Source organism: Cryptosporangium japonicum (assembly GCF_039524755.1).
GTDB classification, from domain to species: Bacteria; Actinomycetota; Actinomycetes; order Mycobacteriales; family Cryptosporangiaceae; genus Cryptosporangium; species Cryptosporangium japonicum.
Genome location: NZ_BAAAGX010000014.1, coordinates 37,963 through 53,359 on the forward strand (window position 1 = coordinate 37,963; position 15,397 = coordinate 53,359).

The 15,397-nt window shown below is 73.8% G+C and carries 16 protein-coding genes; 9 read left to right on the forward strand and 7 right to left on the reverse strand.

Features of this window, described 5'->3' with window-relative positions; translation table 11 throughout:
• Nucleotides 1-91 precede the first annotated feature (91 nt).
• Nucleotides 92-376, reverse strand: a complete 285-nt coding sequence (locus ABD437_RS16840; RefSeq protein ID WP_344649788.1) for a CBU_0592 family membrane protein — start codon at nucleotides 374-376, stop codon at nucleotides 92-94.
• A 1-nt stretch (nucleotide 377) separates the two neighbouring features.
• On the reverse strand, nucleotides 378-1,034 hold the full coding sequence (locus ABD437_RS16845) for a cyclase family protein (RefSeq protein ID WP_344649789.1): 657 nt from the start codon (nucleotides 1,032-1,034) through the stop codon (nucleotides 378-380).
• A gap of 72 nt (nucleotides 1,035-1,106) precedes the next feature.
• Here ABD437_RS16845 and ABD437_RS16850 point away from each other — a divergent pair, with 72 nt between their 5' ends.
• The 3 genes from ABD437_RS16850 to ABD437_RS16860 all read left to right on the forward strand — a co-directional run bounded on the left by ABD437_RS16850 (nucleotide 1,107) and on the right by ABD437_RS16860 (nucleotide 3,966).
• The gene (locus tag ABD437_RS16850) at nucleotides 1,107-2,000 is read left to right on the forward strand and encodes a LysR family transcriptional regulator (RefSeq protein WP_344649790.1); all 894 of its coding nucleotides are present in this window, start codon (nucleotides 1,107-1,109) and stop codon (nucleotides 1,998-2,000) included.
• A 55-nt stretch (nucleotides 2,001-2,055) separates the two neighbouring features.
• Complete coding sequence (locus ABD437_RS16855) at nucleotides 2,056-2,373, forward strand: hypothetical protein (protein ID WP_344649791.1); 318 nt, start codon at nucleotides 2,056-2,058, stop codon at nucleotides 2,371-2,373.
• Nucleotides 2,374-2,472: 99 nt separating this feature from the next.
• The gene (locus ABD437_RS16860) at nucleotides 2,473-3,966 is read left to right on the forward strand and encodes a PAS domain-containing protein (protein ID WP_344649792.1); all 1,494 of its coding nucleotides are present in this window, start codon (nucleotides 2,473-2,475) and stop codon (nucleotides 3,964-3,966) included.
• Here the strand turns inward: ABD437_RS16860 and ABD437_RS16865 are convergent.
• Complete coding sequence (locus tag ABD437_RS16865; RefSeq protein ID WP_344649793.1) at nucleotides 3,914-6,241, reverse strand: putative bifunctional diguanylate cyclase/phosphodiesterase; 2,328 nt, start codon at nucleotides 6,239-6,241, stop codon at nucleotides 3,914-3,916. The genes ABD437_RS16860 and ABD437_RS16865 overlap by 53 nt on opposite strands.
• Nucleotides 6,242-6,492: 251 nt before the next feature.
• Between ABD437_RS16865 and ABD437_RS16870 the strand changes: the two genes are divergently transcribed.
• From ABD437_RS16870 to ABD437_RS16880, 3 genes are read left to right on the forward strand one after another with little or no spacing between them, the layout of a single operon-like run.
• The gene (locus ABD437_RS16870) at nucleotides 6,493-6,807 is read left to right on the forward strand and encodes an STAS domain-containing protein (RefSeq protein ID WP_344649794.1); all 315 of its coding nucleotides are present in this window, start codon (nucleotides 6,493-6,495) and stop codon (nucleotides 6,805-6,807) included.
• A gap of 43 nt (nucleotides 6,808-6,850) precedes the next feature.
• Nucleotides 6,851-7,771: an SDR family oxidoreductase gene (locus tag ABD437_RS16875; protein WP_344650158.1), complete on the forward strand. Its 921-nt coding sequence runs from the start codon at nucleotides 6,851-6,853 to the stop codon at nucleotides 7,769-7,771.
• 43 nt (nucleotides 7,772-7,814) lie between these two features.
• Nucleotides 7,815-8,276: a DUF427 domain-containing protein gene (locus ABD437_RS16880; protein WP_344649795.1), complete on the forward strand. Its 462-nt coding sequence runs from the start codon at nucleotides 7,815-7,817 to the stop codon at nucleotides 8,274-8,276.
• Nucleotides 8,277-8,281: 5 nt separating this feature from the next.
• Here the strand turns inward: ABD437_RS16880 and ABD437_RS16885 are convergent, their stop codons facing one another.
• Entirely contained in the window at nucleotides 8,282-9,250 is a 969-nt protein-coding gene (locus ABD437_RS16885) for a helix-turn-helix transcriptional regulator (RefSeq protein ID WP_344649796.1), read from the reverse strand.
• 30 nt (nucleotides 9,251-9,280) lie between these two features.
• Between ABD437_RS16885 and ABD437_RS16890 the strand changes: the two genes are divergently transcribed.
• Nucleotides 9,281-9,913 (forward strand): MSMEG_1061 family FMN-dependent PPOX-type flavoprotein, encoded by a 633-nt coding sequence (locus tag ABD437_RS16890; RefSeq protein ID WP_344649797.1) that lies wholly within the window; start codon nucleotides 9,281-9,283, stop codon nucleotides 9,911-9,913.
• A gap of 8 nt (nucleotides 9,914-9,921) precedes the next feature.
• On the opposite strand, the gene ABD437_RS16895 is transcribed toward ABD437_RS16890, so the two are convergent.
• The 3 genes from ABD437_RS16895 to ABD437_RS16905 all read right to left on the reverse strand — a co-directional run bounded on the left by ABD437_RS16895 (nucleotide 9,922) and on the right by ABD437_RS16905 (nucleotide 12,383).
• A complete protein-coding gene (locus ABD437_RS16895; protein ID WP_344649798.1) occupies nucleotides 9,922-10,647 on the reverse strand; it encodes a S1 family peptidase in 726 nt (241 codons plus the stop codon).
• 119 nt (nucleotides 10,648-10,766) lie between these two features.
• Nucleotides 10,767-10,958 (reverse strand): hypothetical protein, encoded by a 192-nt coding sequence (locus ABD437_RS16900; protein ID WP_344649799.1) that lies wholly within the window; start codon nucleotides 10,956-10,958, stop codon nucleotides 10,767-10,769.
• Between the two features lie 9 nt (nucleotides 10,959-10,967).
• Entirely contained in the window at nucleotides 10,968-12,383 is a 1,416-nt protein-coding gene (locus ABD437_RS16905; protein WP_344650159.1) for an FAD-binding oxidoreductase, read from the reverse strand.
• A gap of 63 nt (nucleotides 12,384-12,446) precedes the next feature.
• Between ABD437_RS16905 and ABD437_RS16910 the strand changes: the two genes are divergently transcribed.
• Nucleotides 12,447-13,502, forward strand: coding sequence for a TIGR03617 family F420-dependent LLM class oxidoreductase (locus ABD437_RS16910; protein ID WP_344649800.1), 1,056 nt, complete (start codon nucleotides 12,447-12,449; stop codon nucleotides 13,500-13,502).
• Between the two features lie 47 nt (nucleotides 13,503-13,549).
• Entirely contained in the window at nucleotides 13,550-15,388 is a 1,839-nt protein-coding gene (locus tag ABD437_RS16915) for a hypothetical protein (RefSeq protein ID WP_344649801.1), read from the forward strand.
• Nucleotides 15,389-15,397 lie beyond the last annotated feature (9 nt).

Below are 15,397 nucleotides of genomic sequence, written 5' to 3' on the forward strand. Positions count from 1 at the left end.
GCAACACCGCCTCGCCGGGCAGCCCCGTTCCGTCCGGCAGCCCCGTTCCGTCCGGCAGCCCCGTTCCGTCCGGCGACTCCGTCCGGCCCGGTCACCCCGTTCCGTCCGGCCCGGTCACCCCGTCCGGCCCGGTCACGCCGTCCGGCCCGGACCCGCCACGGAGCCGGGCCAGTGCCACCGCACCGATCGCCACCCACACCACGTTCAGGATCGTCGACGGCCACGCGCCGTGCACCGCGCCGTTCACGATCAGGCCGGCCGCGCCGACCAGGTTGAACACCTGGTACCCGCGGCCGCTCGGGATCCGCCCGAGCGACAGCAGCGTGTATCCGGCCAGCAGCGCCAGCGCCCCGCCCCATCCGGCGACCTCGGCCACGTCACACCACGACGTACGCGCGCACCGGGAACGTGCCGAAGTCGCGTACCGGCGGCGGCGCGGCGTGCAGGCGTGCGCCGGTGTCGGGCACGGCGGCGAGGTTCGTGAGGTGCTCCAGCACCGGGATCTCGGCCGCGAGCAGCAGCGAGTGCGCGGGCCGGAACCCTTCCGTCGTCACCTGGTCGATGTTCACGCTGTCGATGCCGACGAGCGTCGCGCCCGCCTCCACCAGGAACCGGGCGCCGTCCTCGGACAGGTAGGGCGCGTCCTCGGCGTACGCCGGCGTCCCCCAGCCGCGGTCGCCCCCGGTGTGCAGCAGCACGGCGTGGCCCCGCACCGGCGCGTCGAGCGCGGCGGAGAGCACCGCCGCGTCCACCGCGCGCCCGGAACACCGCACGACCACGGTCGGCAGGTCGGCCACCGACGTCAGCGGCACCCCGGCCAGGTCGGTGCCGCCCTCGTAGCGGTGGAAGGGTGCGTCCAGGTACGTGCCGGTGTTGCCGACCATCGTGATGCGGTCGATCGCGAACTCCACCCCGGGTGCGTAGACGTCCCGGGACGCCTCCCGGGTGAGGTGCGGGGTGATCTCCGGTGCCGGCAGGCCCGGGTACGTGGTCATGCCGGCGCGGATCTCGTGCGAGAGGTCGATCAAGGTCATGGCGTCATCCTGCCGCCGCGAAGGCATTCAGTAGTAGCGACGATTTCTGTACCGACCCTGTAGCGTCACTGAATGCCTCTCGATCCCCGCCGGCTCGCCGTGCTGCGCGCGGTCGCCGACGCCGGTGGTGTCCTCGCCGCGGCGAAGGTGCTGCACCTGACGCCGTCCGCGGTGTCACAGCACCTCGCGCGCCTGGAGTCCGAGACCGGTGTGACGCTGCTCGACCGGTCCGCGGCCGGGCGCTCGGTGGGGCTCACCCCGGCCGGGCGGTTGCTGGCCGACCACGCGGCCCGCCTCGCGGTCGTGCTGGCCGAGGCCGAACGGGACCTGGCCGCGCTGACCGGTCACGTCACCGGCCGGGTGGTGATCGGCGCGTTCCCCACGCTGATCCAGCACCTGGTGGGCCCGGCCGCGGCGGCGGTGCACGCGGCCACCCCGCACGTCCGGGTGTCGGTGCGCGAGCTGGACCCGGAACCGGCGCTGGCCGCGCTCCGGGCCGGTGGTGTCGACCTGGTGACGACCGAGAGCTACCGGGAGACCGACCGCTCCGGTCTCGGCGGCACGTGGCTGCTCGACGACCCGTTCCGCGTCCTGACGCCGCCGGACTGGGGCGCCGACCTCACCGCCGCGTTCACCCGGCCGTGGGTGGGCAGCCCGCCCGGCACGGCCGTGCACGCGGCGCTCGGCCGGCTGTCCGCCCAACACGGCGTCGACCTGGAGCGGGAGCACGAGGTGCTCGAGTACCCGGCCGCGATCGCGCTGGTCGCGGCCGGCCTGGCGGCGGCCGTCGTGCCCGGGCTCGCGCTGCCCGACGAACTGCCGCCCGGGGTCCGGATCCTCGACGCGGCGGCGCTCGGGGTGCGCCGGATCGGCGTGCTCTACCGGGCGGGGCGCCACGAACCGACTCCGGCGGCGCGGCTCGTGCTGCGTGCGATCACCGCAAAAGCCACGAGTTCGTCCGCGTGAACCATTGGGTAACGCAGAAAACAGCAGAACCCCCGATGCTGAAGGAGAACCCCTCATGGCCAAGGCCGCCACCGCCACGAAGAGCGCGAAGACCACGAAGGCCACCAAGAGCGCGAAGTCCACCAGCGCGAAGAGCACCAGCAGCGCGAAGAAGGGCCGCAGCGCGGTCACCGGCGAGTACGTCGACAAGAAGACCGTCGAGAAGAAGCCGAAGACGACGGTCGCCGAGAAGTCGTCGAGCAAGAAGAGCAGTGGTCAGAAGCGGAGCGCGATCACCGGTCGCTTCGTCAAGGACGCCACCGCGAAGCGTCACCCGGACACCACGGTGACCGAGAAGGGCAAGAGTGCCAAGAAGGCGCCCAAGAAGAAGTAGTAAGCCGTTTGCCCTAAAGGTCCCGGTGGGACCGTGGGGTACCGATCGGACGCGTACGCTCGCATCGAATCTGACCGATTTGCGTGCGGAAGGCCTCCGATGGCAACGGACCGGATCCGTCGCGAAGGCGGCGTGGCGTGCCCCGACGGATTCGCGTCCGCGCTCTACGACAGCCTCCAGGTCGGTGTCGCGGTGTTCGACGACGCCGGTCGCCTGGTGCGGGCCAACCGCGCCCTGCGAACGCTCTACCAGCTCAGCGACGCCGACCACACGGTCGAGCGGTTGATCCGGGAGGGCCTCGCCGACCCCGAGGGAACCGTGCTCGGCCCGGTCCACCACCCGGTGGACCGGGCGCTGCGCGGCGAGACCGTGGACTGCCTCAGCGTGCGCATCGTCGTCCCGGACGGGCAGGCCCGGCACGCCGACGTGAACGCCCGGCCGGTCCTCGCGCCCGACGGCGGGACGATCGGTGCGGTCGCCGCGTTCCGGGACACGACGATGCGTGAACGCGCGGCCCGGTTCCGCCGGTGCGAGGCGCTGGTGGCCCGCGCGCTGGCCGAGGCCACCACGGTCTCCGACGTCGGCCCGGCCCTGGTCCGCGCGGTCGCGGGCACGCTCGGGTGGCCGCACGCCCAGCTCTGGCTCGTCGACGAGGTCGCCGACGTCCTGCGCCTGGCCGCCCAGTGGGACGCGCCGGGCCGCACGCTCGAGGCGCTGATCCCGCCGACGATCGAGCGGGGCTGGGGGATCGGCGGCACGGTCTGGGACACCGGCGAACCACTCTGGATCCCCGATCTGCTCCACACCGACCAGGTGACGACGAGCAACTTTCCCGAGCGGGCGCGCCGCGCGCACACGGTCGGGGTGCGTGCGGCGGTCGCGGTGCCGGTGCGTGACGGGCGGCGGGTGCTCGGCGTCCTCACCTGCGTGGCCGACCATCGCGAGTACAACGGTGAGCGGCTGGTCGCCCAGCTCGGCGGCATCGCCAACCAGGTCGGGCACTTCCTGTCCCGGCGCCGCGCCGACGAGCTCGCGTCCGAGCTGCACCGCAGCCGCGACGACTTCCGGGCCCTGCTGCGGGCGTTCGAGCGTGACGGGGCCGCGGCCAGGGCCGTCCGCCACGACCTGCTCGACCTCGCCGCGCTCGAGGAGGGCGTGGCCGCGCTACGCAGCGCCGAGCTCGACCTGGCCGCCGTGGTGGCCGCGTCCGTCGCCGCGCTCGGCCCGTCGGCCCGCGCGTCGGTGCGGGTCAGCCGGCCCGAACGGCTCCGGCTCCGCGGCGACGCCGCCCGCCTGCGCGCCGCGGTCGACGCCCTGCTGGGAGCGGCGGCCGGCGGGGACCTGTACGTGCGGTTGACGGGCGAGCCGGGCGTCGCGGAGCTGACGTTGATCGGCGTCGGTGCGCTCTCCGACGATGCCGCCGGGCCGGATCCGTCGACGCCGGTCGACGCCGCGCTGGGGCTGCGGCTCGCGCTCGCGGTGGTGCGTGCCCACGGCGGCACCGTGCGGGTGTCGACCCGCTACCACCCGGACGTGACGTTCACCGTGCGGCTTCCGGTCGACGGCCCGCCGGACCGGCCACTCCGGGATTGACCGGCTGGGCGGTCACCTTCGCGATGCGCGGTGGCAGCTCGGCCGGTGGCGCCGGCGGCCCGAAGTAGAACCCTTGGCCGTAGCGGCAGCCCAGGTCACGCAGCTGGCTGGCCTGCTCCTCGGTCTCCACGCCCTCGGCCACGGTCTCCAGGCCCAGCCGGTAGGCGAGGTCGAGCACGCCGTCGACGAGGATCACCGCGTCCGGGCCGGTGCCGAGCTCGCTGGTGAACGAGCGGTCGAGCTTGACCACGTCCACCGGCAGCTGACGCAGGTAGTTCAGCGACGAGTAACCCACGCCGAAGTCGTCCAGCGCCACCCGCACGCCGAGTTCGCGCAGCTCACGCAGGAGCCCGGCGGCCGCCTCCAGGTTGACGATCAGCGAGCCCTCGGTCACCTCGACGATCAGCGCGCTGCCGGGCAGGTCGTGCTTCTCCATCGCCCGGCGCACGTCCCGCGGGAGCGTCCCCGAGGCCAGGTAGGCGGCCGACGCGTTGACGCTGACCACGAACTCCGGCTCGGTCTGCCGCCACGCCGCGACCTGCGCGATCGCGGTCCCGAGCACCCACCGGTCCAGCGCGGGCAGCAGCCCGACGTGCTGCGCGGCGGTGAGGAACTCGTCCGGGGCCAGGCGCCCGCGGGTCGGGTGGTCCCAGCGCAGCAGCGCCTCGCAGCGCGGCGCCTCCTCGGCCATCAGGTCCACCAGCGGCTGGTACACCAGCGACAGCTGGCCGCCGCCGAGCGCGCCGCCGAGGTCGGCCTCCAGGCTCTGGCGGGCCGCGACGGCGGCCGAGAGCCGCTCGTCGAAGAGCCGGTAGTGGCCTTTGCCGCGGGCCTTGGCCTCGTAGAGCGCGACGTCGGCGTCGTGGAGCATCCGATCGGACCGGCCGTGCGCGGCGATGCCGATGCTCGCGCCGACCGTCGCCGGGTGCCCGTCCAGCGACATCGGCGTGCCGATGCCCAGCACCAGGTCCTGGGCCAGCTCGACCGCGACCGGGGCGCCGCCGGAGTGCAGGAGCACGGCGAACTCGTCGCCGCCGAGCCGCACCGGCAGCGCGACGTCGCCGAGCGGCTCGATCGCGCTGCGGATCCGCTCGGCGATCACCACCAGCAACTGGTCGCCGGCGGCGTGCCCGAGCGTGTCGTTGACGCTCTTGAAGCCGTCGAGGTCGATCATCAGCAGCGTCGGCGGCCCGTCCGGCGGCGGCCGGTCACCGGCCCGGGTGGCGCCGGGGAGCGCGGCCAGCGCGCGCTGGAGCATCGCCCGGTTCGGCAGGGCGGTGAGCGCGTCGTGGGTCGCCTCGAACACCAGCTTGGCGCGCTGCGCGGCCAGGTCCGCGGTGAGCCGGGCGTTGGACTGCAGCGCGAGGAACTGCCGGACCAGCACACCCGCGGTCATGACCATCATCGCCCACATCACCGGCGGCTCGAGCGCGCGGCCGGTCAGCATGTACCCGCTCGCGGTCAGGTACAGCACACCCACGGGGACGTAGGGCAGCAGACCGCCGCCTGCGGCCTGCCAGCCGCGCTCGGTGTCCTCGGGCAGCGGTGCCAGCGCGGAGAGCGCGAGCAGCGTGGCGGCGACCACGTAGGCGTCCAGCGCCCAGGGGAGGATCCAGCCGTCGCCGGTGATCTCGCCGCCGATCTCCACCAGCAGGCCGACCGTCAGCAGCGTGACGCCGGTCGTGATCAGCGTCATCGCCGACCACTGCCGGATCGGCTGGCCGGCCAGCAGGACGACGCCGACCGCGAGGACGCCGGTGGCGCCCACCGGGTAGGCCAGGTCGATGAAGGCCGGCGAGGAGCCCTTGACCCGGATCAGCGGCTCCAGGATGAGCATCCAGACGACGCCGGCCAGCGCGGTCGCGGCCACGACGCCGTCGAGCAGCATCTTCAGGCGGGCGAACCGGTCGCGGGGCGCGCCGGGGATCGACAGCATCGCGACGACGGTGAACACCATCGCGCTGAGGTTCAGGACGTTCGCGAGCAGGGTCCGGTCGGGCGCGGTGCCGGTGGCGACCGCCGGGATCCCGACCGACACCTCGGCGTAGGCCCAGCACGCGAGGCCGAGCGTGGTGGTCACCCACACCCGTCGGCCGCGGCCGCGCGCGGTGCGGGCGCGCCAGCCGTGCACCACGGCTCCGCCGCAGGTCAGCAGCATGATGGCAGCGCTGTAGAGCGCGTCGGTCGGGATGGCCGGGACGTGCAGGCAGATCAGCACACCGAGCAACACCAGCACTGCGACCGCACGGCCGACCGGGCGTCCGGCACGCGCCATGGGCCGCCCCTCTCCGCGATCGCCGTACACACGTCACCCGGTGCATCGGCAGCAATCGCTGGCGACTTCGGTAAACCGGGCCCCGGGTCGAGGTTCCGAGGTGCCGGATGCCGTCGATTGCGTCAGAATGAGAGGCGGATCGGCAGGTAGCGTCCGGTTCCCGAGGTCAAGCAGTCGGCCCGTGCGACGAACACCGTTCGACGACGACCGAGTGCAGGAGTTCCGTGGACGACGTTTTTCCTTCGGCTCCGTTGGCCACCCCCGCTGAACCCGATGCCGTGCAGTGGGTCCGGTACGACCGGCTGATGCTGGTCTGGTTGCGCGGCGCCATCGACCCCCAGCACGCGCCCGTCCTGGAGCGGGTCCGCACCGTGGCCGGGCGGGACGACCGCGTCGTGCTCGACCTGACCGCCGTGACGTTCTTCGGAGCCACCGCGCTGAACTTCCTCTCCGCGTTGGTCGACCACGTGTACAAGCCGGTCATCATCAGTGGCCTGCCCGATTTCATCCGCGAGGTGCTGACCCGGACGGGCCTGAACGGGATGGTCTCGCTACCGGTGCGCTAAACCCTGCCGTTCGCTGTCAGGGTTTACGGTGACGCTGGTGTCCATGGATCTCACCGGAAAAATCGCTCTGGTCGCCGGCGGCACCCGCGGGGCCAGCCGCGCGATCGCCGTCGAGCTCGGCCGGGCCGGCGCGTTCGTCTATGTCACCGGCCGGTCGACGGCGGCCGGCCGCTCGGAGGTCGACCGGCCGGAAACCATCGAGGAGACCGTCGCGCTGGTGGAGGCCGCGGGCGGGACGGGCACCGCGGTCCGCGTCGACCATCTCGTCCCCGACGAGGTGCGGACGCTGGCGGCCACGATCGGGGCCGGTCACGGACGGCTCGACATCCTGGTGGACGGCGTCTGGGGCGGCGACCACCACCTGCAGTGGGGCAAGCCGGTCTGGGAACACGACCTGGACGCGAGCCTGCGCATGCTCCACCTCGGCATCGACGCCCACGTGATCACCGCGCACGCGCTGTTCCCGCTCGTCGTCGCGGCGGGGGACGGCCTGGTGGTCGAGCTGACCGACGGGATCCCGGAGTACGACGCGGTGTTCCGCCAGGGCACGTCCACGGCGTTCTACGTGGCCAAGACCGCCGCGCACCAGCTGGTCAAAGCCGAGGCGTTCGAGCTGGCCCCGTCCGGCGGCACCGCGGTCGCGTTCTCGCCCGGGTGGCTGCGCTCGGAGGCGATGCTCGAGATCTTCGGGGTCCGCGAGGACAACTGGCGCGACGCGATCGCCGAGACCCCGCACTTCGCGATCTCCGAGACACCGACGTTCGTCGGGCGCACGGTGGCCGCGCTCGCCGCCGACCCGGGCCGGCACGAGCTCACCGGGCAGTCGCTGGACAGCGGCCTGCTCGCGAAGCGGTACGGCGTCGACGACGTGGACGGCAGCCGTCCGGACGGCTGGCGCTACATGATCGAGGTCGAGCGGGCCGGCCTCCCCGCCGACCCGGAGACCGTCGCGAAGTACCGCTAGGCGTCGTTCTGCGGTGCGGCGGGCGGGCTGGCAGGCTGAGCGGATGGAGTCAGTCTGGGACTATCCCCGCCCGCCGCGGCTGGAGCGCACCGCGCGCCGGGTCACGATCGTGCACGCCGGCCGGACCGTGGTGGACAGCGACCGCTGCTGGCGCGTCCTGGAGACCTCGCACCCGCCGGTGTACTACGTGCCCCGCGACGACATCGCCGACGGCGCGCTGGAGCCCGGGGACGGCCGGTCGTTCTGCGAGTTCAAAGGCATCGCCGAGTACTGGGACCTGGTCGTGGGGGACGTCCGGGTGCGCCGGGCCGGCTGGTCGTACCCGGACCCGGTGCCCGCCTACGCCGAGCTCACCGGAGCGGTGGCCTTCTACCCGAGCCGGGTCGACGAGTGCCGGGTCGACGGCGAGCTGGTCCAGGCGCAGGACGGCGACTTCTATGGTGGCTGGATCACCGCCGACCTCACCGGCCCGTTCAAGGGTGCGCCGGGCACGCTGGGCTGGTGAGCGGCTCACCCGCCGTGGCGGCGGGCGATCTCGGCGGCGGTGCGCGCGAACGACGCCCGCACCGCGGCCGGTGCGAGCACCTCGACCTCCTGGGCCAGCGGGAGGAGCTGGCCCACCGCGACGTCCGGTGACTCGAGCCCGAGGGTCACCTCGCGCCAGCCGTCGGCCTCCGGTGGGCCCGCGCTCGCGAGCGCCTGCTCGGCGACGTCGGCCGGGAGCGTTCTCGGGAGCCAGCGGACGCCGCGGGGGCTCAGCCGGACCCGCACGTCGGTGCGTTGCAGTGACCGTTCGAACGCCGCCGACGAGTTCTCCCACCAGTCGGCCAGTACGAACGTCGCCGGACGCCGCGCGGGCTCGTCCAGTTCGTCGGCGGAGGTGACCCGGCCGACCCGGTAGGTGCGGACGGCACCGTCGACGGCCGCGACCAGGTACCAGACGCCGGCCTTGAGCACGAGGCCCAGCGGGTCGACGGTGCGCTCCACGGTGCCGGCCTCGCGCTGATAGGAGATCCGCAGCCGGCGTGAGTTCCAGACCGCGCCGGCGACGGTGGTCAGGTGCTCGGTGCCGTCGGCGGTGCGGAACCAGTCCGGCGCGTCGAGGTGGAAGCGCTGCGCCAGGTGTTCGGCCTGTTCGCGCAGCTCCGGCGGCAGCGTCGCGGCCACCTTGGCGTGCGCGGCGGTGACCGCGGTACCCAGCCCCAGCTGCGCGAGGGCCTGCGGGGCGCCCATCGCCAGCAGCGCCACCGCCTCCCGGGAGGTGAGGCCGTCGAGGCGCGAACGCCAGCCGTCGACGAGGCGCACCCCGCCGTGGCGGCCGGTCTCGGTCCAGATCGGCACCCCGGCCTCACGCAGGGCGCCCAGGTCGCGGTGGAGGGTGCGCTCGGAGACGCCGACGGCCTCGGCGAGCTCCGGAACGGTCGCGGCCGAGCGCCGCTGGAGGATGAACAGGAGGGCGACCAGCCGTTCCGCACGCACCCTTGTTAGGTTAGCCTTCGTGAGCGCCTTATGACCCCTGACCTGGGGAAGCCGGTCGTCAGCGTGGCGGAGCTGCGGAACCTGATCCCCGATCCCCACCCCCACATGAAGCAGAAGTCGATAGCGGTGATCGACGAGGAGACCCGGCGTTTCCTGTCGTTCTCGACGTACTTCCTGCTGGCCACCGTGAGCGCCGACGGGCGCCTCGACGTGTCACCGCGGGGCGAGAAACCCGGCGGTGTCCTGGTGCTCGACGAGCGGCACATCGCGTTCGGCGACCGGCCGGGCAACCGCCGGATCGACAGTTTCCAGAACATCGTCGAGCGCCCGTCGGTCGGCATGTTGTTCCTGGTGCCCGGCTACCGGGAGACCGTGCGCCTCAACGGGCGGGCGACGATCGTGCGGGACGCGCCGTTCCTGGCCGACCTGCCCGGCTCCCGCCTCGAGGTCGACCAGGCGACGTCACCGCGGCTGGCGACGGTCGTCGAGGTGGAGGAGATGTTCCTGCACTGCGGGCAGGCGCCGACGCGCGGCGGTCTCTGGAAGCCCGACACCTGGGCGGCGTCGGAGAACCTGCCGACGGTGAAGGACATCTTCTACAGCCAGTCGGCGTACTGGCCGGAGCCGCTCCCGGGCGTGGAGAAGCGTTATCCGGCGGTCTGACCATCCGGTCAGGAACCCTTGATCGTGGCCCGGATCCAGTCGGCGGCCGCGTCCACCCGAGCGGTCGTCTCCTCCAGGTCGTGCGGGCAGTCCGGGCCGGTGCTCTCGGTGGAGACCACCTCGGCTCCCTCGGCGGTCTCGCGGAAGTACGGTGCCCCGGAGTCGAACAGGCACGCGCCGGTGCTCGGCGACGGCTCCTTGCCCGAGACGCCGACCGTCGCGTCGGCCACGCTCGCCACCTCGACCAGCCCGGTCTGCAGTTGCTCGGCCGGCTGGGCCGAGACCCCGTCCAGCGCGCCCCACCCGGTCAGCCGCAGCACCTCACCCGCGGTCGGGGCCGACGTGGCCAGCCGGACCGGCTCGATCCCCTCGACCGGCCGCTCCAGCTTCGCCAGCGAGATGTCGTTCACCGGCGACTGCGCCACCTCGACGACCGGCACGTCCACCCCGCCCTCACCGGTGGCGTGGACCCGGCCCAGCGTCGCCACCGTGTCGTAGGGCACCGGGCCGCTCACCAGGTTGCCGTCGACGTCGTGGAAGCAGTGCCCGGCGGTGAGGATCCACTGGGGAGCCACCAACGCCCCCGAGCACGCGCTGTCCCTGGTCGCGCCGTCCGGGGTCGGGATGCCGGTCATCGTCAGCTTGGTCGAGAACTGGTACTGGCCCTCGTCGACCGGGACCCCGTTCGCCACCGCCTGCGCGGGCGCGCCCCCGACGAAGAGGACCGCACCCACGGTGACAGCGGAAAGAGCGAGAGCCGGGAGCGAGCGCATGAGGACCCTTCAGTCGGTGATTCGTCGCTACCTTCCTAGCGTGGAACTGAGCGTAACGCTCGTGAATGGACGGATTTCTGTCAGCCGGTGTGAGCGGAGTCGCCCCGCGGTGGCGGTGGGGTGCCGTGGTGCCACCACACCGCGCCGCACTCCGCACACGCCAGGTGCTGCTCGTCGTCCGCCTCGACCCCGCCGGCGTCGTGGGCGCACCACGGCCGGCCCCGTACGATCCAGCTCCACTCGATGGCGGCGCTTCCCACCGTGACGCCCATCACTCCACGTTAAGCCGGATCCGTCGGCAGTGATCCGGTTTGCCGCGATCCTGCCGCAGCGGTGAACACTTTGCCGGGATTGAGGATGCCGGCCGGGTCGAGGGCCTGCTTCACGGCGCGGTGCATCGCCTGCACCGCGGGCGCCAGCTCCTGCGCCAGACCGCCGCGCTTCAACAGCCCGACGCCGTGTTCACCGGTGACCGTGCCGCCCAGCTCCAGTGCGTCGGCGATGATCTGTTCGAACGCGCCCTGGGCCCGGCGTCGGGCCGCGTCGTCGCCGGCCGGGGTGATGATCAGCGGGTGCAGGTTGCCGTCACCGGCGTGAGCGACGTTGGCGATGAGGACGTCGTGACGCCGGGCGGTGGCCTCGATCCGGCCGAGCATCTCCGGCACCGCGGCGCGGGGAACGCACACGTCCTCGGTGAGCACCGGGCCCAGCCGTTCGAGCGCCGGGTAGGCCAGCCGGCGGGCCGCGAACAACGCGTCGGCCTCCTCCTGGTCGGTCGACCGGGCCGCCCAGGTGGCGCCGGCTTGTTCGAAGCAGGCGAGCATCGCGGCCGCCTCCTCCTCGCCGGCCGGACCGGGTGCGTCGGTGCGGCCGAGCAGGATCACGTCGGCGTCGGCCGAGAGGCCCATGTTCTTCCAGTCGTCGACGGCTCGCAGGCAGTGCCGGTCGACGAGTTCCAGCGCGGAGGGCACGAGTCCGGCCTCGCCGACGGCACGGACCGCCTCGCCGGCCGCGACGAGCGAGCCGAAGTACCCGGCCACCGTGTGCTCCGGGGCGCGCGCCGGGCGCAGCCGCACGGTGATCTCGGTGACGACGCCGAGCGTGCCCTCGGAGCCGACGATCAGCCCGGCCAGGTCGTACCCGGCGACGCCCTTCGCGGTGCGGCGGCCCAGGCGCACCAGTTCGCCGGTGCCGGTCACCACCTCCAGCGCCAGCACGTAGTCGCGGGTGACGCCGTACTTCACGCAGCACAGCCCACCGGCGTTGGTGGCGACGTTGCCGCCGATCGTCGACCAGGGCGCGCTCGCCGGGTCGGGCGGGTACCACAGGCCCTGCTGCGCGGCGGCCGCGCGCAGGTGGTCGTTGACGACCCCCGGCTGGACGACCGCGAGCCGCTCGACCGGGTTGATCTCCACGACGTCGGTCATCTGCTCGGTGGAGAGCACGACGCACCCGTCGACCGCGTTCGCGCCGCCGGAGAGGCCGGTGCCGGCCCCGCGCGGCACGAGCGGCACCCGGTGACGCAGGCAGGCCTGGACGACCGCGCGCACGTCCTCGGTGGTGCGGGCCCGGACGACCAGCAGCGGCCGGCCGGCCGGCGCCCACTCGGCCTCGTCGTGCGCGTACGACGCCTGCACGTCCGGGTCCTCGATCAGCCGCTCCGCGCCGAGCGCCACCCGCAGTTCGTCAACCAGCATCATCGTTCGATCCTGCCCCGGCGGGCCGGGTCCTGCCCGACAGCTGGGGCAGGAGTGTAAGAGATGCTGCCGCGGCGGGCCGGAACCGGCAGCATCGGGGGCGTGCTGAAACTCGACGTGATGCTCTCGGACTCCGTCGTGGACGCCGCCGACCGCGCCCGCGCGCTCGAAGCCGCCGGTGTCGACGGCGTCTTCACGTTCGAGAACTCGCACGACCTGTTCTTCCCGCTGGTCGCCGCGGCGCCCGTCAGCGACCTCGACCTGATGACGAACGTCGCGATCGCCTTCCCGCGCAGCCCCGTGCACCTCGCGCACGCGGCCTACGACCTGCACCGGCTCTCCCGGGGACGGTTCCGGCTCGGCCTCGGCTCGCAGGTGCGGGCGCACGTGGAGAACCGCTACGGCGCGACCTGGAGCCGGCCGGTCGACCGGATGCGCGAGTGGGTGCTGGCCACCAAGGCGATCCTGAACAGCTGGCAGGACGGCACCCGGCTGGACTTCCGCGGCGAGTACACCCGCCACACGCTGATGCCCCCGACGTTCAACCCGGGCCCGAACCCGTACGGCGTCCCGAAGATCCTGGTCGGGGCGCTCGGCCCGCGGATGAACCGGATGGCCGCCGAGGTCGCGGACGGTGTCCTGGTGATGCCGTTCAACTCCGCGCGGCACATGCGTGAGCGCACCTGGCCCGCGCTCCGGTCCGGGCTGACCCGGGACCGGTCGGAGTTCGAGGTGACCGCCGAGGTCATCGTCGGCGTCGGGCGCACCGGCCCGGAGCGTGCGGTCCGCGGGCTGCTGGCCTTCTACGCCTCGACGCCCGCCTACCGCCCGGTGCTCGACGTCGAGGGCTGGGGTGACCTGCAGCCCGAGCTCAACGCCCGCTCGAAGCGCGGCGAGTGGGCCTCGATGGCCGAGCTGATCACCGACGAGATGGTCGACACGCTCGCGGTGTGCGGCACCCCCGACCAGGTCGCGGCCGAGATCGTCGCCCGCTACGGCGACTGCGACCGCGTCTGCGCCTACTTCCCCGGCTACGCGATCGACGACGACCTGATCGCCGACGTCGCGGCCGCCTTGCGTTCAGTCGTTCGGCCAGGTCACCCGGGGCGGATCGGCTGACCGACCCGGTCGCTACCGTGGGCCGCCTCCGGGGCGAAAGGTGACCGATGGCGGCGCATGACGCTTTCATTACCTATGCATGGGCCGAGGGCACCGGCGTAGCGTCCGCACTCCAGCGCGCGATTCGAACGATCGGCACTCCGTGGTACGGAACCGGCACGCTGTCGGTCCACCGCGACACCACCGACACCGAACCGAGCGGTTCCCTGCGCTCGGACCTGTTCGCCGAGCTGGACGCCTCCCGCTACCTGATTCTGCTCGCGTCACCGAAAGCGGCCCGCTCCCGCTGGGTGGAGCGCGAGGTGGGCCACTGGCTCAGCGGCGCCGGCACCGTTCCGTTGCATCCCGGCGACGCACCCGCCCCGATCGACCGGCTGATCCTCGTCCTGCTCGACGGCGAGGTGCACTGGGGCCGCGACGACTTCGACTGGTCGCGCACCGACTGCCTGCCCCGCGCGCTCTCCGGGCGCTACGCGGCGCTTCCCCGCTACGTCGACCTGCGGTGGGCGGTGGGCCGGGAGGACCTCTCGATCCACGACCCGGACTTCCGGTCCGAGGTGGCGACCATCGCCGCGCCGATCGTGAACACGCCGCGCCGCGACCTGCTGCGCCGGGACGTCCGCGAATCCGGGCGGGCCCGGCGCACCGCGCTGAGCACGATCGCGGTGCTGGCCCTGCTGCTCGTGGTGTCGCTGGTCGCCGCGGGGATCGCCGTCGTCGACGGCCGTTCCGAGGCGCGGGCGCACGAACGCGCGGCCGCGGACGTGCGTGCGACGGCGGCGAGCGCGTTCCTGCGCGACGCCGTGCGGCTGCGGACGAGCGACCCGGGACGCGCGCTGCAGACCGGCCTCGCGGCCCGCTACCTCACGCCGGGTCCGGAGGCCTCGGCGGCGCTCACCGAGGCGTTGCGCGCGACGCCGTTCGCCGGCGCGGTGAGCACCGGCGGCCCGGTCGACGCGGCCGTGCTGACCCCCGGCGCCCTGCTCACCCACGGTCCCGGCGACGCCTTGTCGACGTGGCGCCTCGACGAGTTCCAGCGGCGGGCCCGCGCCTCGGCGCCGGGGGTCCGGCTGGCCGCGAGCGAGCGGATCGCCGCCGTCGACACCCAGCTCTGGGACCTCACCGGCACCCCGCGTCGCGTCGGCACCGTGCCGCTCACCGGCGTCAGCGCGCTCGCGTTCTCCCGGGACGGCCGGGCCCTCGCGACCGGGGGAGAGGCCGGCCAGGTCCGCCTCTGGGACGTGTCGGCCCCGTCGGCACCGGCACCCCGCGGGGTCATCGGCGGCGGCACCGATCCGGTGACCGCGGTGGCGTTCGGCGACGACCTGCTGGCCTACGCCCGGAGCGGGACGGTGCGGATCTGGACCGTCGCGAACGGCACGCCGACCGCGCAGCTGGCGACGATCGACGGCCTGCCCGACGTCGCCGACCTGGCGTTCAGCCCGGACGGGCAGCGGCTCGCGGTGGCGACCGGCACCGGGGTGCGGCTCGTCGACCTCACCGAGCCGTCCGCGCCCGGCACGCCGGTCGCGGTGCGCGGAGCCGCCCGGCCCACCGTCCTCGGGTGGTCGGCGGACGGGAAGCGCCTGGCCGGCGGCGGCGCGAACGGCGGCGTGACGGTGTGGGACACCGGCACCCGCGCCGCCGTGACCGCGGTGTCCGTCCAGAAGGGAGACGTGCTCGACGTCGCGTTCGACGGCGCCACGCTGCTCAGCGTCGCGGCCGACGGGAGCGTCGTGCGGTGGGACCCGGCCCCGGCCGCGGTGCCGGACGGCGACGCCGCGCTGACCGGCGAGGCGTGCCGCCGGGCCGGCGGATCGCTGCCCCGCGACGTCTGGGAGTCCTACGCACCGGGCGTGGAGTACCACGACACCTGCGCGCCCTGACCCGGTGGC

Coding starts and splice junctions, on each gene's coding strand:
- ABD437_RS16845 (WP_344649789.1), bottom strand. CDS start 1,034: ATGACCTTGATCGACCTCTCGCACGAGATCCGCGCCGGCATGACCACG.
- ABD437_RS16850 (WP_344649790.1), top strand. CDS start 1,107: ATGCCTCTCGATCCCCGCCGGCTCGCCGTGCTGCGCGCGGTCGCCGAC.
- ABD437_RS16855 (WP_344649791.1), top strand. CDS start 2,056: ATGGCCAAGGCCGCCACCGCCACGAAGAGCGCGAAGACCACGAAGGCC.
- ABD437_RS16860 (WP_344649792.1), top strand. CDS start 2,473: ATGGCAACGGACCGGATCCGTCGCGAAGGCGGCGTGGCGTGCCCCGAC.
- ABD437_RS16865 (WP_344649793.1), bottom strand. CDS start 6,241: ATGGCGCGTGCCGGACGCCCGGTCGGCCGTGCGGTCGCAGTGCTGGTG.
- ABD437_RS16875 (WP_344650158.1), top strand. CDS start 6,851: ATGGATCTCACCGGAAAAATCGCTCTGGTCGCCGGCGGCACCCGCGGG.
- ABD437_RS16880 (WP_344649795.1), top strand. CDS start 7,815: ATGGAGTCAGTCTGGGACTATCCCCGCCCGCCGCGGCTGGAGCGCACC.
- ABD437_RS16890 (WP_344649797.1), top strand. CDS start 9,281: ATGACCCCTGACCTGGGGAAGCCGGTCGTCAGCGTGGCGGAGCTGCGG.
- ABD437_RS16900 (WP_344649799.1), bottom strand. CDS start 10,958: ATGGGCGTCACGGTGGGAAGCGCCGCCATCGAGTGGAGCTGGATCGTA.
- ABD437_RS16905 (WP_344650159.1), bottom strand. CDS start 12,383: ATGCTGGTTGACGAACTGCGGGTGGCGCTCGGCGCGGAGCGGCTGATC.
- ABD437_RS16910 (WP_344649800.1), top strand. CDS start 12,447: ATGCTGCCGCGGCGGGCCGGAACCGGCAGCATCGGGGGCGTGCTGAAA.
- ABD437_RS16915 (WP_344649801.1), top strand. CDS start 13,550: ATGGCGGCGCATGACGCTTTCATTACCTATGCATGGGCCGAGGGCACC.